The organism is Sphingomonas sp. GW822-FHT03G08 (assembly GCF_058801135.1).
Window position 1 is genome coordinate 3,433,536 of the sequence record NZ_JBXAMZ010000001.1, and the last position, 20,517, is coordinate 3,454,052.

Here is a 20,517-nt window from a genome sequence, read left to right on the forward strand (position 1 = left end):
TGCGCGGGGATGACGGACAAAGCAGAAAGGCCGGCCGATAATGCTGAAACAGGAACTCGAAGACGGCCAGTCCAGCCTGGCCGATCCGCATTTCCGCGCCGATGTGCTGAGCGGCCTGGAAGCGCGGCCGCGGGCGATCCCGGCGCGCTGGTTCTATGATCGCCGCGGCTCGGAACTGTTCGAGGAGATCACCCGGCTCCCCGAATATTACCCCACCCGCACCGAGACCGAGCTGCTCCGCCAGACCGGCCCCGAGCTGGGCGCGCTGGCGGCGCGCGGCGCGGCGGTGGTCGAGTTCGGTTCGGGTTCCTCGGTGAAGACGCCCTTGCTGCTGCGGGCGATCGATCCCGCCGCCTATGTCCCGATCGACATCTCGGGCGATTTCCTCCGCCAGTCCGCCGCCGAGCTGGGCCAGGCCTTTCCGGGCCTGCCGGTCTATCCGGTCGAGGCGAATTTCCTGCGCCCCGTGCCGCTGCCCGAGCAGGTGACCGGCATGCCCAAGCTCGGTTTCTTCCCCGGCTCGACGATCGGCAACATGCAGGCCTGGCATGCGGTCAACCTGCTGCGCGCGATGCGCGAATGGCTGGGCGACGGCGCACGGCTGCTGATCGGGATGGACCGGGTCAAGTCGCCCGACGTGCTGGTGCCGGCCTATGACGATGCCCAGGGCATCACCGCAGCGTTCAACCTCAACCTGCTCGAGCGGATCAACCGCGAGCTGGACGGCACGATTCCGGTCGAGGCCTTCCGTCACGTCGCGCTGTGGAACGACGATGCCGCGCGGATCGAGATGCATCTCGAAGCGGTGCGCGACATGGAATTCACCGTCGAGGGCCGGCCGTTCCACATGGCGGCGGGCGAGACGATCCACACCGAGAACAGCCATAAATATGGCCGCAACGGTGCCCGCATGCTGCTGCGCGCCGGCGGCTGGACCCCGATCCGGGAGTGGACGGACGACAATGACTGGTTCGCGCTGATCCTCTGCGAAGCCCAGCCGCTGCGGGTGGCGCCGTGATTGGAACGGGCACTGCGTAGCCAGGCTCCTCGTTCCCCGGCGAAAGCCGGGGAGCGGGAACGGCTAAGTGCCTAAGGCTTCAATTCAGCGCCCGGCGCCGGTCCAGGCTGCGGCCGAACGCGACGAACAGGTAGATCGCGGCCGGCACCAGCACGATGCTCAGCACCACCTTGCTCAGCATCTGGCCGACCAGCAGTTCGCCGATCGGGAACACGCCGTAAAAGGCGACGGTGATGAAGATCAGCGTGTCGGCGATCTGGCTCAGCACCGATGCGATCGCGGCGCGCAGCCAGAGCAGCTTGCCGCCGCCGCTCTTGAGCGCGGAGAAGATGGTGACGTTGAGGATCTGCGAGATGCCATAGGCGATGATGCCGCCCAGCCAGATGCGCGGGGTGCCGCTCATCATCATCTCGAAGGCGTGCAGCCGGTCGGGCTCCATGCTCGGCGAGGCGGGGAGTGCCAGCACCAGCATCGAGAGCAGTACGGAAGTGACCAGCGGGACGAAGCCGATCAGCACCAGGCGGCGGGCGGTGTCCGGTCCGTGCAGCTCGGCGACGGCGCTGGAGACCGAGACGAGCAGCAGGAAGGCGAAGATGCCGGCTTCCACGGCAAGCGGGCCGACGCCCACCCAGTTGCCGATCTGCGAGATCGGACCGAGCGAGACCTGCTTGTTGCCCAGCACGCCGGCAATGCAGACCATGCCGCCATAGAAGATCGACAGGAAGAAGAGCGAACGCGGGATGCGAATGGTGTCCATGGGCGGACGCTAGCGAGAAATGCCCGCATCGCAAGCCCCGGGGTCATGGACCTCGGGCACCCACTGGGTGGCAACGGGCTTCCAATGTAGGGAATGTTCGCGCATTGTTCCTTGGTTGCCGCCTCTCGGGGTGGCGCCGCTCTTTGAACCGTCGATACGCTGACATTTGCGCCGGAGTTCCGGTGTGAAATCAATGCGTCGCCCTGCAACGCGCACCGGTCCGGTGTGAACTTCCGTGTCGCCTGGCGTTTGGGCGCAACTTTCGACTCCGCAGGATTCCTGCTGTTCCTGGCCGGGTTCCATAGCATCCGGCGGGATATTGCAGGCGCGCTCCGCACAAGCTTCGCAAGCGTCCGCGTATGGATGTGTCCGCTTGTGCGGGGAATGGAGCGGCTGGGCTCTGGCCTTGCGCCCTCCAGCGTGTATGGTGAGAGACTTGGGCGTTTGCCTGGGGGAATAAGCAGTTGAATCAGTTTCCGATCGGCATCTTCGGCGTGGTCGCGATCCTTGGGATCGCTTTCCTGTTCTCGTCGAACAAGCGCGCGATCAATCTGCGCGTGGTCGGCGCGGCCTTTGTCCTCCAGGCGGGCATCGCCGCGCTGGTGCTGCGGACCAGCTGGGGCCAGGCAGCGCTGCACGGCCTGTCCAACGGTGTCTCGGCGCTGCTCGGCTATGCCGGCGCCGGCACCAGCTTCCTGTTCGGCCCGCTCGCCAAGCCCGAGCTGGGCGGCCAGAGCTTCGCGATCGCCGCACTGCCGGTGATCATCTTCTTCGCGGCGCTCGTGTCGATCCTCTACCATCTGGGCGTGATGCAGTTCGTCGTCCGTTGGATCGGCGGCGCGATCGAGAAGGTGGTCGGCACCACCAAGGTCGAATCGCTGTGCGCAGCCGCGAACATCTTCGTCGGCCAGAGCGAATCGCCGCTGGTGATCCGCCCCTATCTCGCCCGGCTCACCCCGTCGCAGCTGTTCGCGGTGATGAGCGTCGGCATGGCGGGCGTCGCCGGCACTATCCTGGCCGCCTATGCCAGCCTGCTTGGACCGGCCTCGCTGCCCTATCTGCTCGCCGCCTCGTTCATGGCGGCGCCGGGCGGCCTGTTGATGGCCAAGATCATCATGCCCGACGAGCCGGTGAAGGCGGGCGAGCTTCCGCTCGGCGACGATGCCGAGGACGCGGCGATCAAGGTCGCCGAGCATGACATCGAGGAAGAGCGCGCTGCCAACATCATCATGGCGGCTGCTTCTGGTGCCTCGACCGGCGTGAAGATCGCCGTCGCGGTCGGTGCGATGGTGCTGGCCTTTGTCGCGCTGGTCGCGCTGGCCAATGGCCTGCTCGCCGGTGCCGGCAACTGGATCTACGACCTGACCGGCCATGCCGCCTGGGCGGGCTTCCTGCAGAATCTGAGCTTCCAGAAGATCATCGGCACGATCTTCGCCCCGGTCATGTACCTGCTCGGCATCTCCTGGCACGAGGCGACCGCGGCCGGCGGGCTGTTCGGCACCAAGGTGGTGCTCAACGAGTTCGTCGCCTTTATCGACCTGGGCGGGATGACCGATCTGGCGCCGCGCACCCGCGCGATCATCACCTTCGCGCTGTGTGGCTTCGCCAATTTCAGCTCGATCGCGATCCAGATGGCGGCCACCGGCAGCCTGGCGCCGAACCAGCGGCCGATGATCGCCAAGCTCGGCATCCGCGCGCTGCTCGCGGGCAGCCTGGCCAATCTGATGAGCGCGGCACTGGCGGGCCTGCTGCTGCCCTGATCCCTTGCGGGGTGCCGGCGTTAACCTTTTGGATACCGGCACCTCGTAAAACTACGTATATTCGCAGGCACAACGCTGCGCCGGGGGCGCGCTGTACCTGCCAAGAACAACCGACATCGGATGGAGAGCGGGTCGCGCGCCATCGAACGTACGTGCCGTGGATGCTCCGCGGCCTGGCGTCGGATGTGCGCTCTCCAGCACCTCAGTACCTGGAGTAAAGCGTGACCAATTTCATTGCCACCTGTCCGGACGCCCGTCCGCTCCGCATCCTGCGACGACCGCCGCCCACACCCGGCGAGGAGGCGCTGGCGCGGGTTCGGGACTGCCTGGCACTGGCCTTTGAACCCGCCACCGCCGCCGGTTCGCATGCGTCGCGGCATTTACCACGCCTCGTTGCGACTACGAAACGTTCCAGACATCTGACGGAAGCATATTCTCCGCGGGTCACAACAATCACGCCGTCGGAGGCCGACATCCGCACCGAAATCTCCTTCCAGCCCGAAGTGCCGACCATGGACCGCAGAACCGACGACCGTTCGAAAATCTCGGTCTATCGATCGGCGATGCTGCGATGGGATGGCTATGAGGCGCTGTGCCTGATCCGCAACATCTCGCCGGGTGGGCTGATGGGCAAGCTCCACACCAGCCTGCCGCCCGAGGAGCCGGTGACGGTGGAGATCCGATCGGGAAACCATATCGCGGGCCGCGTCGCCTGGTCGGCTGACGGTATGGTCGGCGTGCAGTTCGACGAGAAGATCGACGTGCTCGAGGTGCTGCATGCGCCGGTGCACGGCGAGCCCGGCCTGGTCCAGCGCATGCCGCGGCTGCACATCGCGTGCCCGGTAAGCCTGGTGGCCGAGGGCATGCGGGTGAGCGTCACCCTGATCGACGTGTCGCAGGGCGGAGTGAAGGTGGAAGCCGATTTCCTGCGCGAAGGCGACGAGGTCGTCGTCGGCGTGCATGGGCTTGAGGGCCGCCGCGGCATCGTGCGCTGGGCGCATGACGGTCGCGCGGGGATCGCCTTCCTTGCGGCGATCCCGTTCGACACGCTCGCCAAATGGGCGCTCGACCGCCAGGCCGAGCTGGCGGAAGCCGGCGGCGCCTAGCGCGTCGGCACCGGCTCCGCGCCCGTATAGTCATAGAAGCCGCGCTTGGTCTTGCGGCCATACCAGCCGGCTTCGACATATTTCACCAGCAGCGGCGCCGGGCGGAACTTGGGATCGCCGGTACCCTCGAACAGCACGCGAGTGATCTCGAGGCAGGTGTCGAGGCCGATGAAGTCGGCCAGGGTGAACGGCCCCATCGGATGGTTGAGGCCGAGCTGGCAGGCGGCGTCGATGTCGGGAATCGTCGCCACGCCCTCGCCCAGCGCGAAGCACGCCTCGTTGAGCATCGGCATCAGCACGCGATTGACGATGAAGCCGGGCGCGTCGTTCGCATGGACGATGCGCTTGCCGAGCGACTGGCCGAACTTCTCGACCGCGGCGACGGTGGCGTCCGACGTGGCAAGGCCGCGGATCAGTTCGATCAGGCCCATCACCGGCACCGGATTGAAGAAGTGCACGCCCATGAAGCGCGCCGGATCGGGCGATGCCTGGGCGAGGCGGGTGATCGGGATCGACGAGGTGTTGCTCGCCAGGATCGCGTCGGCGCCCAGCACCTTGCCCACCGCCTCGAAGATCTGGCGCTTGATCGCTTCCCGCTCGGTCGCCGCCTCGATCACCAGGTCGCAGGGTGCGAAGGCATCGGTGCCGCCGACACAACGGATATTCGCCAGTGCCGCCTCGGCATCGGCGGCGCTGATCTTTTCCTTCTCGACCGCGCGGGCGAGCTGCTTGGCGATTCCGGCCTTGCCCACTTCGGCGCGCGCCTGATCGACGTCCGAGAGCAGCACGGCATAGCCCGCCTGGGCCGAAACCTGCGCGATGCCCGCGCCCATCTGCCCTGCACCGATAACGCCAACCGTCTTCATGCCGTCTCTCCTTTGGGCCGCTCCTATCGATTCGGAGTCGAATCGGCTAGGCTTGGCGCATGCTGCTGCTCGCTCTCCTCCTCGCCGTCCCGGCCCCGCAAGACGATCCCGAAAAGCTCTACGGCGACTGGGTGGTGGCCTGCGACAATCTGCATGGCTGCGAGATGACTTCGCTCCAGCCGGGCGACCAGCCGGTGCCCGAGGACGATTCGGCCTGGGACGCCAGCATGTCGCTCACTCGCGCTGCCGGTCCGGCCGGCGGTTTCACCGTCGAGGTCTGGGCATCCGGCAAGCTGGGTGGCAAGGTCACGCTCAAGATCGACGATGCCGCGCTCGCCACCGCGCTCGCCAAGGATGAGAGCGTGATCTTTACCGGCGCCGACGCGGCGCGGATCGCCGCCGCCATGCCCAATGGCAAGGCGCTGGTGGTGACGGGCGCAGACGGCAGGGTTGCCGCGCGCATCTCGCTTGCCGGCTCCTCGGCGTCCCTGCGGCATATCGATGCCAATCAGGGCCGAGCCGGTACCGTGACCGCAGTGGTGGCCAAGGGTAGCAGGCCGGCCGGCGTCGTGCCTGCCGCTCCGGTAGCCGAGCGGGTCATGGGGATTCGCCCTGCAGGTGCGCCGGCCGTCGTGACCAAGGCGATGCGCGCGGGCATGGAAAAGCAGAGCGAGTGCGGCGGGCTCTATGACGGCGCCGACAGCGTGCCCGAGGTCGAGACCTTCGCGCTCGGCGGCGGCAAGACGCTGGCGCTGCTGCCCTGCGGCGCGGGGGCCTATAATTTCAGCAGCGTCGCCTTCATCGTCGCGGGCGGCAAAGCGGTGCGCGCCGTGTTCGATGGCGGCGACGGCACGCTGGTCAATGCCGGCTTCGGCAACGGCCGGCTCTCCAGCTACAACAAGGGGCGCGGCGTTGGGGATTGCGGCAATGCCGAAGTCTATGTGTGGGATGGACGGCGCTTCCGGCTGATCGAGGCACGCTCGATGGGCGAGTGCCGCGGCTCGTCCAATTGGCTTATCACCTACCGCGCGACGGCGGTCTTCCGCTGAAAGTTGCGGGCGCGTCCCACTGGCCCTATGGGGCCGGCATGACCAACGCCCCCGATCCCGCACTGCTTGCCAAGGCCGAAACGCTCACCGAGGCGCTGCCCTATCTGCAGCGCTATGCCGGTGCGACTTTCGTCGTGAAATATGGCGGCCACGCGATGGGTGATCCGGAGCTGCAGCGCGACTTTGCCGAGGACGTGGTGCTGCTCAAGGCGGTGGGCATCAACCCGATCGTCGTCCATGGCGGCGGCCCGCAGATCGGCGCCATGCTCAAGCGCCTCGGCGTCGAATCGAACTTCGTCGGCGGCCTGCGCGTCACCGATGCCGAGACCGCGCGCATCGCGGAGATGGTCCTGGCCGGCTCGATCAACAAGGAAATCGTCAGCTGGATCGGCGCCGCGGGCGGTCGCGCCGTCGGCATCTCGGGCAAGGATGCCGGCTTGGTCACTGCCGAGAAGGTCACCGGCCGCGAGGCCGATCCGCTCCAGGGCATCGAGCGCCATGTCGACCTGGGCTTTGTCGGCGAGCCGACCGGCGTCAATCCGGCGATCCTGCATTCGCTGGCGGCGCAGGGCTTCATCCCGGTGGTCGCGCCGATCGCGCTGGGCGCGGACGGCCACACCTACAACATCAATGCCGACACGATGGCGGGCGCGATCGCCAGCGCCTGCGGTGCGTCGCGCTTCTTCCTGCTGACCGATGTCGCCGGCGTGCTCGACAAGCAGGGCGAACTGCTGACCGATCTCGATCCTGCACGCGTCGATGTGCTCAAGGCCGATGGCACGATCAAGGGCGGCATGATCCCCAAGGTCGAAACCTGCGTCAACGCGGTGAGGTCGGGCGTTGACGCGGCGGTGATCCTGGACGGGCGCATCCCGCACGCGATGCTGCTCGAGATCTTCACCCGCCAGGGCGCGGGAACGCTGGTCCACGCCTGATCCGGCAAGCGCCGGGGTTGTTGCGGGGCGCGGCCTTGCCTAAGTTCCCGCCCAACCATTCTCGGAGATCGCCTTGTCCTTTCTCATCATGCTCCTGCAGGTCGCGCAGTATCTGCTGTGGGTGCTCAGCTGGATCATCATCGTCCAGGCGATCCTGTCCTGGCTGATCGTGTTCAACGTGATCAACACGTACAACGACTTCGTCCGCTCGGTGTGGCAGACGCTCGAGGCGATTACCCGGCCGATTTATCGGCCGATCCGGCGGATCATGCCCGATTTCGGCGCGCTCGACCTGAGCCCGCTGGTCGCCCTGCTGCTGATCATCATCCTCAAGGACTATGTGCTGAACTGGGCGATCGCCCAGCTCGCTCCGGCCGTCTACTGATCGGCCGGTGCCGGCCTGGCGGCGCATCGCGGACGGGATCGAGATCGCGGTCCGCGTGACGCCGCGCGCGTCGCGCGATGCCTTCCTTGCCGGCACCGACGCGCATTTCGTGGCAAGGCTCGCCGCGCCGCCGGTCGAGGGTGCGGCCAATGCGGCGCTGGTGCCACTGGTCGCCAAGGCGTTCGGGTTAGCGAAGCGCGAGGTGACGCTGATCGCGGGCGATACGTCGCGGCTCAAGCGACTTCGTGTCGAAGGCGACCCCACAGCGCTGGAAGAAGTGGCGCAACGTCTCTATGGCGGGGCGCATGACGGCTGACATCATCGACGGCAAGGCGTTCGCTGCGGGACTTCGCGCCCGCGTGGCCGAACTGGTTCCCGCATTCCAGGCGGCGGCAGGGCGCGTGCCCGGCCTAGCCGTGGTGCTGGTCGGCGAGGATCCGGCGAGTGCGGTCTATGTCCGCTCCAAGGGCAAGCAGACCCGCGAGTGCGGCATGGAGAGCTTCGAGTACAAGCTGCCCGCCGAGACGACGCAGGAAGCACTGATCGCGCTGGTCGATCAGCTCAATGCCGATCCGGCAGTGGACGGCATCCTCGTCCAGCTGCCGCTGCCGAAGCATATCGACGAGCAGGCGGTGCTGCTGCGGATCAACCCGGACAAGGACGTGGACGGCTTCCACCCGGTCAATGCCGGGCGGCTGGCGACGGGCCTGCATGGCTTCGTTCCCTGCACGCCGCTCGGCTGCCTGATGCTGCTAGAGGACCGGCTGGGCGATTTGACCGGGCTCGATGCGGTGGTGATCGGCCGCTCGAACATCGTCGGCAAGCCGATGGCGGCGCTGCTGACCCGGGCAAGCGCGACGGTGACCATCGTCCATTCCAGGACGCGCAACCTGCCGCATTATCTGAAGCATGCCGATATCGTCGTGGCAGCGGTGGGCCGGGCGCACTTCGTCAAGGGCGAGTGGCTGAAGCCGGGCGCGACCATGATCGATGTTGGCATCAACCGCACCGATGCGGGCCTGGTCGGCGATGTGGATTTCGACAGCGCGGCGAGCGTGGCGGGGGCGATCACGCCGGTGCCGGGCGGCGTCGGTCCGATGACCATCGCCTGCCTGCTGCGCAACACGCTGGTGGCGGCGCACCGCAATGCGGGCGTAACGCTGGAGAAGGGCACGATATGATCCTTGCCGCGCTGATCCTTCAGGCCACTGCTCCGCAGACTGCAGTGGATGCCGAGCGGGCGTTCAATGCCGCTGCGCAGGCCAAGGGGCAGTGGACGGCGTTCCGCGAATTTGCCGCGAGCGATGCGACGATGTTCGTGCCGCAACCGGTGAAGGCGCAGGATTGGCTGAAGGATCGCAAGGACCCGCCCAAGTCGGTCGAGTGGTGGCCGACGGCGAGCTATGTCTCGTGCGACGGCAGGTTGGCGGTGAATACCGGTGGCTGGAAGCGGCCGGACGGGTCGGTGGGTTATTTCAGCACGGTGTGGCGCAAGGAAACGGGCGGCAGCTGGAAATGGATCGTCGATGGCGGGGACGCCCTGAAGGAGGCGCGACCGCGCCCGGCCGAGCCGATCGTCGTACGGGCGACCTGCGGACCCGACGGGGGGAGCATCTCATCGATTGCCGCACCCGCCGATGCGAAGGTCGGTTATGGCGAGTCGCCCGATGCAACGATCAGCTGGTACTGGCAGGTTACGCCTGACGGCGCGCGGCACTTCAACGCCTCGATCTGGAACGGCGAGGCAGATACCTCCGTCCTGACCGACGACATCGCGGCGCCCGCCAAATGATCGAGCTTTTCATCTCCACCTTCATCACCTTCTTCGTGGTGATCGATCCGCCGGGCTGCGCGCCGATCTTCGCGGGGCTGACTGCGGGCACCAGCGTGGCGCATCGCCGCGCCATGGCGCTGCGTGCGGTGGTGGTCGCGGCGATCATCCTGTTCGGCTTCGCGCTGTTCGGCGAGGCGCTGCTGCGTGCGCTCGGCATCAGCCTCAATGCCTTCAAGATCGCCGGCGGCATCATGCTGTTCCTGATCGCGCTCGAGATGGTGTTCGAGAAGCGAACCGAGCGGCGCGAGGACCGGGCCGAGAAGATCAAGGCCGAGGAACCGACCGACATCTCGATCTTCCCGATGGCGATGCCGATGATCGCGGGGCCGGGTTCGATCGCCTCGACCATGCTGCTGATGTCGCAGAACAACGGCATCGAGCGCACCGCCGTGGTGCTGGCGGCTATGGCGGCGATTCTGGTGCTCACCCTGCTTGCGCTGCTGGCCGCGGGCCCGTTGATGCGGGTGGTCGGCGCCAAGATCGAGGCGGTGGTGTCGCGGCTGCTCGGCGTGTTGCTCGGCGCGCTGGCGGTGCAGTTCGTGATTGACGGGATCAGCGCCGCGCTGGTCGCCGGGCGGGCGGTTACGGGGCACTAGGTTTCGTCATCCCGGCCTTGAGTCGGGATCCCGCTTCTTCTTTGGCAGCCAGACAGCGGGACCCCGGCTCAAGGCCGGGGTGACGGTGTAGGTTAGCGAGTAGCGGCCTTCGCCGGCGCATCCGGCAAGTCGTAGCGGATCTTCCACAGCTGGAACGGCAGCGGCGTGCCCGGGCGGACTTCGCGCAGCGTCACCGGCTCGAGCCAGTTCGGCACCTGGCCCTTGATCAGCTGGGAGTAGAAGCCGTTGGGGCCGCGGGCGCGGTAGAGCGTCGTCTCGGACATGTTCGGGCAGATCAACAGATACTGCGCGCCATGCGCCTTGGCGATCGGGCGGAAGTTTGGCGTCGGCCAGGTGAAGGCGTGGTGGACGTCGAGGATCGCCCGGCCGTTGCGATGATAGGGGCCCGCGATCGCACTGTGGTGCGTGGTGACGATCAGGCGCGGCCCGAGATCGACATGGGTGAAGATCGTCGCGGCCGGGATGTCGTTGAGCATGCGCAGGTTGCTCAGCCGGGCGCAGGCGGCATTGGCGGCGACGATCTTGTCCGGTGCGGCAGGCTTGCCCGGCTTCACGCCCTTGTCCGCCGAGAAGAAGGGCACGACCAGGCCGGCCCAGAGGCCCGACAACAGCAGGAAGGCGAGGACGGTGCCGAACACCCGGATCAGCACGCCGAGGATGCGCGCGGGCACCGCGCCGATCCAGCGGGCGAAGGGCTCGCGGATGCCCAGGAACCAGGGCACGATCACCACCAGCAGCGCGACCGAGCCGGGCACGGCGAGCAGCTGTGCGGCCGGGGCGGCGCGGACCTGCCAGAGCAGCATCGCGCTGGCGAAGGCAGTGAACAGTGCAACCGCCGCCCAGCCGACCAGCGCCTCGCTGCGGCGTGCGCGCCAGGTGGCGAACAGCGCGCCGATCACGCCGATTACCGGCAGCACCGCCATCGGGAAGGCGGTCTTGAAGGCGTGCTTGTAGATCGGCCGCGCCTCGCGGACATTGTTGAGCCAGGTATTGGCCAGCTCGTCGGACACCTGCTCGGGTCGGCCCAGGCATTGCGGGAAGAGCAGGGCGAAGCCGGCGACGATCACCGCGCCGGCGGCCGCGGCCACGGCGAGGCGGACCCAGCGATTGGCCGGGTTGAGCAGCGACAGCCCGAACAGCAGCGCGCCGGCGGCGATCATGACGGTGAGCCAGACCGGGGTGAGCGCGTCGCAGCGCAGCACCTGGTTGGCGTTGGAGGCGAAGACCGCGAAGCCGAAGGCCGAGCCGCCGCCGAGAGTCAGCGCATAGACCTGCATGCGGCGGACATCTTCGCGGTCCCAGATCCAGCGCAGCGCGATGATCGCCCCGGCCATCGCGCAATAGGGCAGCATCTCGAGCCCGATAGTGAGCGAGGCGGCGCTGGCCAGGCCGACGGTGGCGCCGCCGCGGGCGCGCTTCGGGTCCGCCAGGCCGGCGACGGTGAGCGCCAGGAAGGCAAGCTGCCAGCCATGATGATCGATCCGCATCGGCGCGTACATCGACATGGTCGAGGTGCAGCCCATCAGCACGACCAGCGCCACCGGCCAGGCCCAGGGCGCGATCAGCCGGCGTACCGCGAGCGACAGCCCGGCCATCGCCACCGACAGGGGGAGCAACGGCGCGAGTCCGCACGCCCAGCGCTCCGCCGTGGCGATGCCGACGAACGGCTTGAAGGCGAGGATCAGCCCGGCGAGCGGCAGGTCGACCAGGCGCGACCAGTGGATGTCCGCTCCGCCCAGCGCCGGATCGAGGCGATACTGGCGAAGGTCGTACCAGCCCTGGCCGGCCAGCCAGGCGCGGACCTGCATCAGCCGCATATTGTCGTCGGTATCGCCGAGCAGCAGCCAATAGATGTTGCCCTGGCGATCGTGGAGGAACCAGGCGACGACGCAGAGCCAGAAGAGCGCCATCCAGCGCAGCCAGTTGCGGTCCAATTCTCGATCGAGGCGGAACCCGCCCAGTACGTCCGGCTTCAAAATCGCTTCCCTCGCATTGATGCAGGCATTAGGGCCGGCGCTCGGCACTGGGCAAGCGATAGTGACAGCAGTACTCAAGCGATTTGAAGAGATGTGGGCGAATGGCGTGCTGGGGCAGCTCGTCCGCTTCGGCATTGTGGGACTGGCGTCGACTTTCGTCTATGCCCTGGTCTACTGGCCGCTCGCCACCTATGCGATCCCGCCGGTGCTCGCCTCGATCGCGGGTTTCCTGGTCGCGGTCGTGTTCGGCTATGTCTTCCACAGCCGCTGGAGCTTCAAGGGGCATGAGGCCGAAGGCGGCGTCGGCACCCAGTCCAAGTTCGTCGCGGTCCAGTCGGTCGGCATGGCGATGAACGCTACCTTCACCTGGATCTGCACCGGCCCGCTGCATCAGCCGACCTGGGTTCCGCTGCTGCCCGTGGTCTTCGTGACCCCTGTCGTTACCTTCGCGCTCAACCGTTATCTGGTGTTCAAATAAGATGGACCGCATCGTCTACGAGCGCATGGCCGCGCATGACACCACCCATTGGTGGTACCGCGCCCGCCGCGAGATCCTTTCCGACTATCTGACGCGCTACGGCGCACTTCCAGACGGCGCGCGCATCCTCGAGATCGGCTGCGGCACCGGCCACAACCTGCCGATGCTCGCCCAGTTCGGCGAGATCGACGCGATCGAGATCGACGAGACCGCCGCCGCCAAGGCGAGCGAGCGGCTGGGCAAGCAGGTCGGCTCCTCGCCGCTGCCCGAGCTGACCGGCGTGGCCGATGCGAGCTACGACCTGGTCGCGGTGCTCGACGTGGTCGAGCATGTCGAGGACGATGTCGCGGCATTGAAGGCGATCGCGCGCGTGCTCAAGCCGGGCGGCAAGATCCTGATTACGGTGCCCGCGCACCAGTGGATGTGGAGCGCACATGACGTGGTGAACCACCACAAGCGCCGCTATTCCAAGGGCACGCTGGTCGCTTCGCTGCAAAAGGCGGGGCTGGGCTGGCGCAAGCTGCGCTGGTTCAACTCGCTGCTGTTCCCGGTCGCCGTGGCGGCGCGCTTCGTCGGCAAGCTGACGGGCAAGGACGACAGTGACGATTCGCCGCCACCCAAGCCGCTCAATGCCGCGTTCGAGGCGGTGTTCGGGCTGGAGCGCCACCTGCTCGGCCGGCTGCCGATGCCGCCGGGCCTGTCGATCATCGTGCTGGCCGAGCCGAAGAAGTAACCGTCATCCCGCCTTTCGCCAGGATGACGGAATTGGACTAGCTCTCGCTGCGCGGCGTCACCGGCGAGACGCTGACTTCGCCCGAATCGGCGTAGCGATAACCGAGCGAGGCGTGGCCCATCACGGGGCCGGCGACATCCGCCACGATGTAGAGCGGACGGCGCTTGGACTCGACGTACAATCGGCCGAGATATTCGCCGATCATGCCGAGCACGAACATCTGCACCGCGCCTAGTACCACCACGACCAGCATCAGCGAGGTCCAGCCCGGGATCGCCGCGCCCATCAGCCAGCCGGCGACGATGTAGAGCACCAGCAGCGCCGACAGGCCGGTGAGGATCAGGCCGACATGGCTGGCGAAGCGCAGCGGCGCGGTCGAGAAGCCGGTGATCGCGTCGAGGGCGAAGCGGATCATCTTGCCGAGCGGGTATTTGGTCTCGCCGGCATGGCGCTCGTGCCGGTCATAGGGGAAGGGCACCTGCTTGAAGCCCACCCAGGCGACCATGCCGCGGATGAAGCGCGCCTGCTCGGGCAGCGACAGGAAGGCATCGAGCGCGCGCCGCGTCATCAGGCGGAAGTCGCCGGTGTCGAGCGGGATCGGCGTGTCGGTGATCTTGTCGAGCATGCGGTAGAAGAAGGCAGCGGTGATCTTCTTGAAGATCGTCTCGCCGTCGCGCTTGCGGCGGACGGCATAGACCACGTCGGCACCCTGCGAGCGCATCGCGGCGCGCATGTCGGTCAGCAGCTCGGGCGGATCCTGGAGATCGGCGTCGATGATCAGAATCTCGTCGCCCGAGCAGAGGTCGAGCCCGGCGGTGAGCGCGAGCTGGTGGCCGTGGTTACGCGACAGGTTGATCGCGACGAGGCGGGGGTCGCCGGCCGAGAGGCGCTGCATGACTTCCCAGCTCTTGTCGCGCGAACCGTCGTTGATCAGCACGATCTCGTAATCGTCGCCCACCGCTGCCTTGGCCGCGCCGGAGACGCGACTGTGCAGCATCTCGAGACACTGCTCTTCATTGTAGCAGGGGATGACGACGGAGAGCTTGGGACGCTTTTGCATGACCGGACGCTCTAACGCTGCGACGGGCCGACGTCGAGCGGCCCGTTGCACAGGCTTGTGGACACGGATGTTTGCATCCGTTGCGCGAGTCGTCCTTCGGCGGAAGCCGGAAACGATATCGTCCGCGAGAGCGGCGCGGTTGCGCCAGCAGACGCATCCAACCGCGAAAGGTTGCGCGGCTCCATCGCGCCCGTGGCGGAACCCGCGCATTTCCGGGCGTTCGCGCAGTGCTGCGCTTGGGATCCACTGAGTCAAAGAGCGGCCCTGAGGCTGTAAGAACATTAGCGGAACAAGGCCCTGTAGGACAGGCCTTTCACCCGGCGACCTCGTTACGGGGTTGACGCTCTTTGCCCCCGCGCCTAACGAACACGCGATTGAGAATCACTTGCATTAGCATAAAGGGGTTTACGGGCATGGGGCGGCATATCGCGCTTGGGGTCAGTCTTTGGGCGTTGGCGGCGGCATTGCCGGCGCAGGCGCAGGACAAGAAGGACGCCGAGCAGCAGGACTCGACGATCACCGTCACCGCCACGCGCATCCCGGCCGACGTCAAGGAAGTGCCCGCCACGGTCACCGTGATCGACGAGCGCAAGATGGCCGATGAGCTGACCACCGACATCAAGGACCTGGTCCGCTACGAGCCCGGCATCAGCGTGCCGCGCGGCCCAACCCGCTTCGGCGCGGCGCAGGGCACCACCGGCCGCGCGGGCAATGAAGGCTTCGTCATCCGCGGCATCGGCGGCAACCGCGTGCTGATCCAGGTGGACGGCGTGCGCGTGCCCGATGGCTTCGCCTTTGGCGCGCAATCCACCGGGCGCGGCGACTATGTCGACCTCGGCCTGGTCAAGTCGGTCGAGATCCTGCGTGGCCCGGCATCGGCGCTGTACGGCAGCGATGGCCTGGCTGGCGCGGTGAGCTTCACCACCAGCGACCCCGCGGACTTCCTGCAGGGCGACAAGAAGGTCGGCGGGCTGGCGCGCGCCGCCTATAGCTCGGCGGACGATGAATTCTCCGAGACCGGCGTGATCGCCGGCCGCTTCGGCGACCTGTCCGCGATGGTCGCCTATACCCGCCGTGACTATCACGAGCTCGACAACAAGGGCACTACCGGCGGCATCGGCACGGCCCGCACCGAGCCCAATCCGCAGGACGGCCACTCCAATGCGGCGCTCGGCCGGCTCGTCTATGAGCCCGACGCACACAACCGCTTCCGGATCACCGGCGAATATGTCGACAGCCGGCTCGCCACCAATGTGCTGACCGGGCTTACGCCGCTGCCGGCCACCGGCACCACCATCGACCTGCTGCAGGCGCGCGACACCAGCAAGCGCGGCCGCATCGCCGGCGACTGGACCTGGAACGGCGAAGGCACACTCGAGTTCGCGCGGCTGAGCGGCTATTGGCAGAACAGCAAGGATCGCCAGTTCACCGACGAGGACCGCAGCCCCGTCGCCGATCGCGAGCGGCTCAACACCTTCGAGAACCGCGTCTATGGCGCCTCGGGCGAAGTGCGCCTCGGCTTTGGCGCGGAAGACGGGCTGCGCGCCAAGCTGACCCTGGCCGGGGATATTAGCTGGACCAACCAGAAGGGCCTGCGCGACGGCGTGACTCCGCCGGCGGGCGAGACCTTCCCGACCCGTGCCTTCCCCGAGACCGACTATATGCTCGCCGGCCTGGTCGCCGCTGCGGAAGTCACCTTCGGGCCGCTGACGCTCTATCCCGCTCTGCGCTTCGATGCGTACAAGCTGACGCCGGAGAAGGACCCGCTGCTGCCGACCTTCGTCGCATCGGGCCAGGACGGATCGCGCGTTTCGCCCAAGGTGGGCGCGGTGATCAAGCTGACCGAAGGCGCCCGGCTGTTTGCCAACTATGCCCAGGGCTTCAAGGCGCCCGAGCCGAGCCAGGTGAACAACTTCTTCGCCAATCCGCCGGTCGGCTACACCAGCATCTCGAACCCGAACCTGAAGCCCGAGACCAGCGAGAGCTTCGAAGGCGGCTTCCGCTATTTCAACGACTTCGTTTCGTTCGACCTGACCGGCTTCTACGCCCGCTATCACGACTTCATCGACCAGGTGGAAACGACCGGCCGCCCGTTCCCGTCGCCGGCCAATCCCTGGATCTACCAGTGGCGCAACCTGGGCGGGGTGAAGATCCGCGGCTTCGAGGCGCGCACCGAAGTGCGCCCGGTGCAGGGCGTAACCGCGACGCTGGCGCTGTCCTATGCCCATGGCGACACGATCGGCACCAATGGCGCGAAGCTGCCGCTCCAGTCGGTCGATCCGCTCAAGGTGGTGGGCGGCATCGGCTATGACGCGGCCGACCGGCGCTTCGGCGGCCGGCTGATGGCGACCTATGGCGGGCAGAAGGAGATCGCCCGGACGCGCGGATCGAGCTGCTACACCGGCACGGCGCCGGGCTGCTTCACCGGCACCGACTTCGTCACGCTAGACCTCACCGCCTATGTTCGCGTGACCAACGACGTGACGCTGCGCGGCGGCGTGTTCAACCTGACCGACCGCAAATACTGGCTGTGGCAGGACATTCGCGGCCTGGCCGCGAGCTCCACGGTGCGTGACGCCTATACCCAGCCGGGCCGCAACGGCTCGGTCTCGATCAGCTATCGTTTCTAACCCCGCTTCTGAGGACCAAGATCATGAAGCTGCTGCTCCCGATTGCCCTTTCGCTGCTCGCGCCGATGCCGGCGCTGGCCCAGACCACCAGCGCCGCTCCGGTGGCAAAGTCCGCCTTCGAGGCGGACCGCGCCGACATCCTGGCGATGGCCGGCACCTACAAGGTGAAGTTCGACATGCAGGAGAGCACCTCCTGGCGTGCCGACTACACCCCGATCCCGGTGAAGGTGTCGGGCGGCAACGAAGTCGTCCGGGTGATCGAGGACAATGGCAAGACCATCCGCCTCCAGCACCTGCTCGTCGTCGACATGGGCGAGGGCAAGAAGATGGTGATCAAGCACTGGCGCCAGGACTGGCAGTATGAGCCGGCGAAGGTGCTGGTCTATTCGGACCGCGACGCCTGGACCTGGACCGACGTGCCCGCCGCCGAGCGCAAGGGCGCCTGGTCGCAGACCGTCTACCAGGTGGATGACTCGCCGCGCTATGGCGGCTGGGGCAAGTGGGTTGCGGTTGGCGGCCAGCGCCGCTGGGTGTCGAACGAGACCTGGCGCCCGCTTGCCCGGCGCGACGCGGTGCGCGGGCCGGTCTATGACCGCTATCTGGGCGTCAACCGCCATGCCGTCTCGCCGGCCGGCTGGATCCACTGGCAGGACAATCTGAAGATGGACGGCGCCACCACGCCGGTCGTCCAGGAATATGTCCTCAACAGCTACACCAGGTTCAGCGACTTCGATGTGAAGGCGGCGGACGATTACTGGGCGGCGACCAAGGGCTATTGGGCAGCGATCCGCGGTGAATGGGACCGGATCGCCGCGACGAAAAAGGGCATCCGCATCACCGAGGAAGCCGATCACGGCACGGTGATCGCCGGCCGCGTGCTCGAGATCGCCGACGAGATCCAGCAGGGCAAGACCAGCGAGGCCGACGGCATCAAGACCGCCAAGGCGCTGATGGATCAGGCGACGAGGGCCGCCAACTAGAGTTCCCCCTCGGGAAAAGGCCCGCTTTCCTTGGTCGGAGCGGGTCGGGGGTGCGCACAGTTCCCAAGCCCGTGCGCACCCCCTTTTTTACCTGCGTTACAGCGCGGCGAGCATGAAGGTCAGCAACTCCTCGTAGCGCAGGCTGTAGCGCTCCCCGCCCGGCACGAAGGGCCTCAGGACGTTGTCGTCATCGTCCAGAAGCTCCGGCTGATCCGCCCATGTGTCGTGGCAGAAGAGGCCATAGGCGTGGGCGTCCAGCCCTTCCTGGGCAAAGGCGTCCCGCACTTCCTGCGCGATGACGCCGAAATGCCACCGGGCATCGTCGCCCTTGTCGGCGACGGCGTCCCGGAACTTGTAGGCGCGGACCAGCGCCTTGCAGCGGATGGCGGCCGCGCGCTCCGCCGCGTCGAGGTCGCGGATCTGCTCCTTGGCATTGGCGTCGGAGGTGGAGATCGTGCCGCTGGCGGCATAGATGGTCGACCAGCGCAGCGGCCCGGAGCCGTTGGTGACGGTATTATCCGCACCGGGCTCGATCGCATTGCCGCCGCCGCGACCGACGAAGAGCAGCGTCACGCCATGGCCGCCCAGGGCGATGCCGCCGGCCGCATTGTCGTTGGTGAGATAATGATCGCCGGTGGCCGAGGTCTGGAAATAGCCGACCCGGGTGCCGTTCGCCCTTTCGAAACGGAGCTGGACGACATCCGATCGGAAGTTCGCCGCGATGTTCGATGCCGCGACGATGCTGGCGGACTGGATATTGATGCAGGGATCGCTCGGTGTCGGGTTGATGCCGAAGCCGATGCGGCCCGAGCGGATGCAGACCACGCCGGACAAGGTACCGTTGATATCGCCCTCGACGTCGATCAGCGTGCCCGAAGCGTTGGCACCGAAATAGGTGCCGAGCTTTCCGCCGGTGGCGATGCGGGATGCGATCAGGGTGGCGCGGCCGCGCTCGACATGCACCTGCCGGGCGGCGCCGGCGACGACCTGGCACCCTGCCATCAGCAGGTTCTTCGTGGTGTCGGCGCCGTTGTAGTAGAGGTTGTACTGGCCGGGATTGGCTTCGAAGTGCGAGCCGAAATAGTTGATGTTGCCGGCATCGTCATGTTCGGTGACCTTGATCCCGTCGCTGTCGGTTCCGAGCTGGTTGTTGCCTTCGATCTCGGAATTGAAGAAGTTGACGATGCCGTTCGGATTGGCGTGCGAATAGCCGCCGCGATCATTGTTGATCGCGCGGAGCCCGAAAAAGCCCAGACTGTTGGGCGCGAAACTGGCCGTTTCGCTCAGGTGGAAGCCGAAGCCGCTGTCGCGAAGCGTCAGGCCGTAAAAGTCGCTGATCAGGCCACCGGTGGTTTTCAGGGCGTAGTCATAGCTCGAGACCAGGCCGTCCTGGACATAGACATCGGCGGTGTCGTTGACGGCGATGCCGACCGAGCTGGTCGTCGTGCTGCGGTCCGGGCCGGTGAGATTGAGGTTATGGAGCCGGAGGTTCAGCCGATACTCCGGAGCCGGGTCGCTCAGGTCGCCCAGTTTCAGCGCCGGCCCATCCTGCGTCGACGTAATCTTGACGTTGCCGGCGTCCAGCGCCGCGGGGCCGCCGAGGTCGCCCTTGATGACGATCGGTGTGGTGATCGTGGTCGGAGTGGTGGGGAAGGAAGGCAGGGACATCGCGATCTCCTTTGGTTGCGAATCGATGTTCCCATTATGTTCTTAGTCAGAATCCTACATTGCAAGCGCCGGAATCAAGGGCGCCGGGCCGGCGGATGACGGGCAATGGGCTTGACCAATGTAATAGTACAACATAACGGTGATTTTTGCGCTGCGGCATGTGCGGCGGCGCGCTATGGTCGTGTTGGCGATATGAGCTTGCGGTATCAGCGGAGCGCCTGGGCGCGTGGCGGAGGTCGGCTTGCCGGCCTGCGCGCGCTCTGGGCGGCGATGCTGCTGCTTACGCTGTTCGCCTTTGGCTGGCAGAGCTTCGTCACCCAGACCCATCGGCATTTCGGGCAAGCTGGCGTTTCGCTTGCGCTGTCCGTCCAGCAGCTGGGCGGGACCCGCGTCGAGAAGGGTGGGCAGGCGCCGGCCGATACGCCGGACAATTGCCCGATCTGCCAGGAAATCGCGCATGGCGGCGCCTATCTGCTGCCCGCGCCGATCGCCTTCCAGCCGCCGGCGGCGCTTGCCGCCTGGTTTGCCGTCACCCTGCTGCTCGCGCTGGCGCTGCGCCAGCAATCGCATGCCTGGCGCAGTCGCGCGCCGCCCCTCCGCTCCAAGGCCTGAACCCACATAGTCGCGAAGGGCAGAGCATGCCCTCGCACCCCGCCGGGCCGCTG

20 protein-coding genes are annotated in these 20,517 nt (G+C 66.9%); 15 read left to right on the forward strand and 5 right to left on the reverse strand.

Translation table 11 applies throughout. The features are described 5' to 3' along the window. Positions 1-40 precede the first annotated feature (40 nt). Positions 41-1,018 (forward strand): L-histidine N(alpha)-methyltransferase, encoded by a 978-nt coding sequence (gene egtD, locus AC1RJ5_RS16115; protein WP_493114353.1) that lies wholly within the window; start codon positions 41-43, stop codon positions 1,016-1,018. A gap of 79 nt (positions 1,019-1,097) precedes the next feature. On the opposite strand, the gene AC1RJ5_RS16120 is transcribed toward egtD, so the two are convergent. Then, positions 1,098-1,775, reverse strand: a complete 678-nt coding sequence (locus AC1RJ5_RS16120) for a queuosine precursor transporter (RefSeq protein WP_184164132.1) — start codon at positions 1,773-1,775, stop codon at positions 1,098-1,100. Positions 1,776-2,239: 464 nt separating this feature from the next. Between AC1RJ5_RS16120 and AC1RJ5_RS16125 the strand changes: the two genes are divergently transcribed. Further along, positions 2,240-3,535: a NupC/NupG family nucleoside CNT transporter gene (locus AC1RJ5_RS16125; RefSeq protein WP_184164135.1), complete on the forward strand. Its 1,296-nt coding sequence runs from the start codon at positions 2,240-2,242 to the stop codon at positions 3,533-3,535. A 512-nt stretch (positions 3,536-4,047) separates the two neighbouring features. After that, positions 4,048-4,641, forward strand: a complete 594-nt coding sequence (locus tag AC1RJ5_RS16130; protein WP_493114356.1) for a PilZ domain-containing protein — start codon at positions 4,048-4,050, stop codon at positions 4,639-4,641. Here the strand turns inward: AC1RJ5_RS16130 and AC1RJ5_RS16135 are convergent. Next, positions 4,638-5,507, reverse strand: coding sequence for a 3-hydroxyacyl-CoA dehydrogenase NAD-binding domain-containing protein (locus AC1RJ5_RS16135; RefSeq protein ID WP_269573066.1), 870 nt, complete (start codon positions 5,505-5,507; stop codon positions 4,638-4,640). The genes AC1RJ5_RS16130 and AC1RJ5_RS16135 overlap by 4 nt on opposite strands. Before the next feature lie 59 nt (positions 5,508-5,566). On the opposite strand from AC1RJ5_RS16135, the gene AC1RJ5_RS16140 reads away from it, so the two are divergent. The 7 genes from AC1RJ5_RS16140 to AC1RJ5_RS16170 all read left to right on the forward strand — a co-directional run bounded on the left by AC1RJ5_RS16140 (position 5,567) and on the right by AC1RJ5_RS16170 (position 10,306). Next, a complete protein-coding gene (locus AC1RJ5_RS16140; RefSeq protein ID WP_493114358.1) occupies positions 5,567-6,556 on the forward strand; it encodes a DUF1176 domain-containing protein in 990 nt (329 codons plus the stop codon). Positions 6,557-6,594: 38 nt separating this feature from the next. Further along, entirely contained in the window at positions 6,595-7,491 is an 897-nt protein-coding gene (argB, locus tag AC1RJ5_RS16145) for an acetylglutamate kinase (protein WP_269573064.1), read from the forward strand. 88 nt (positions 7,492-7,579) lie between these two features. After that, positions 7,580-7,876, forward strand: coding sequence for a YggT family protein (locus tag AC1RJ5_RS16150; protein ID WP_184165130.1), 297 nt, complete (start codon positions 7,580-7,582; stop codon positions 7,874-7,876). 7 nt (positions 7,877-7,883) lie between these two features. Beyond that, entirely contained in the window at positions 7,884-8,192 is a 309-nt protein-coding gene (locus AC1RJ5_RS16155; protein WP_493114360.1) for a DUF167 domain-containing protein, read from the forward strand. Then, the gene (gene folD / locus AC1RJ5_RS16160) at positions 8,182-9,057 is read left to right on the forward strand and encodes a bifunctional methylenetetrahydrofolate dehydrogenase/methenyltetrahydrofolate cyclohydrolase FolD (RefSeq protein ID WP_493114362.1); all 876 of its coding nucleotides are present in this window, start codon (positions 8,182-8,184) and stop codon (positions 9,055-9,057) included. The genes AC1RJ5_RS16155 and folD overlap by 11 nt, the downstream gene beginning before the upstream one ends. After that, on the forward strand, positions 9,054-9,668 hold the full coding sequence (locus tag AC1RJ5_RS16165; protein ID WP_269573061.1) for a Cif family virulence factor: 615 nt from the start codon (positions 9,054-9,056) through the stop codon (positions 9,666-9,668). Before folD ends, AC1RJ5_RS16165 begins: the two co-directional genes overlap by 4 nt. After that, a complete protein-coding gene (locus AC1RJ5_RS16170) occupies positions 9,665-10,306 on the forward strand; it encodes a MarC family protein (protein WP_184164160.1) in 642 nt (213 codons plus the stop codon). Before AC1RJ5_RS16165 ends, AC1RJ5_RS16170 begins: the two co-directional genes overlap by 4 nt. 92 nt (positions 10,307-10,398) lie before the next feature. Here the strand turns inward: AC1RJ5_RS16170 and AC1RJ5_RS16175 are convergent, their stop codons facing one another. Then, on the reverse strand, positions 10,399-12,237 hold the full coding sequence (locus AC1RJ5_RS16175; RefSeq protein ID WP_493114714.1) for an AcrB/AcrD/AcrF family protein: 1,839 nt from the start codon (positions 12,235-12,237) through the stop codon (positions 10,399-10,401). A gap of 127 nt (positions 12,238-12,364) precedes the next feature. Here AC1RJ5_RS16175 and AC1RJ5_RS16180 point away from each other — a divergent pair, with 127 nt between their 5' ends. Next, positions 12,365-12,781: a GtrA family protein gene (locus AC1RJ5_RS16180; RefSeq protein WP_311768414.1), complete on the forward strand. Its 417-nt coding sequence runs from the start codon at positions 12,365-12,367 to the stop codon at positions 12,779-12,781. A gap of 1 nt (position 12,782) precedes the next feature. Then, a complete protein-coding gene (locus AC1RJ5_RS16185) occupies positions 12,783-13,514 on the forward strand; it encodes a class I SAM-dependent methyltransferase (RefSeq protein ID WP_342249507.1) in 732 nt (243 codons plus the stop codon). Between the two features lie 37 nt (positions 13,515-13,551). Here AC1RJ5_RS16185 and AC1RJ5_RS16190 read toward each other — a convergent pair whose 3' ends face one another. Further along, positions 13,552-14,574, reverse strand: coding sequence for a glycosyltransferase family 2 protein (locus AC1RJ5_RS16190; protein WP_342249506.1), 1,023 nt, complete (start codon positions 14,572-14,574; stop codon positions 13,552-13,554). 413 nt (positions 14,575-14,987) lie between these two features. Here AC1RJ5_RS16190 and AC1RJ5_RS16195 point away from each other — a divergent pair, with 413 nt between their 5' ends. Beyond that, entirely contained in the window at positions 14,988-17,204 is a 2,217-nt protein-coding gene (locus tag AC1RJ5_RS16195) for a TonB-dependent hemoglobin/transferrin/lactoferrin family receptor (protein WP_493114366.1), read from the forward strand. Between the two features lie 23 nt (positions 17,205-17,227). After that, on the forward strand, positions 17,228-18,184 hold the full coding sequence (locus AC1RJ5_RS16200) for a DUF6607 family protein (protein ID WP_493114368.1): 957 nt from the start codon (positions 17,228-17,230) through the stop codon (positions 18,182-18,184). A 96-nt stretch (positions 18,185-18,280) separates the two neighbouring features. Here the strand turns inward: AC1RJ5_RS16200 and AC1RJ5_RS16205 are convergent, their stop codons facing one another. After that, entirely contained in the window at positions 18,281-19,852 is a 1,572-nt protein-coding gene (locus AC1RJ5_RS16205; RefSeq protein ID WP_493114370.1) for a tail fiber domain-containing protein, read from the reverse strand. A 192-nt stretch (positions 19,853-20,044) separates the two neighbouring features. Between AC1RJ5_RS16205 and AC1RJ5_RS16210 the strand changes: the two genes are divergently transcribed. Next, a complete protein-coding gene (locus AC1RJ5_RS16210) occupies positions 20,045-20,464 on the forward strand; it encodes a DUF2946 family protein (protein ID WP_269573056.1) in 420 nt (139 codons plus the stop codon). Positions 20,465-20,517 lie beyond the last annotated feature (53 nt).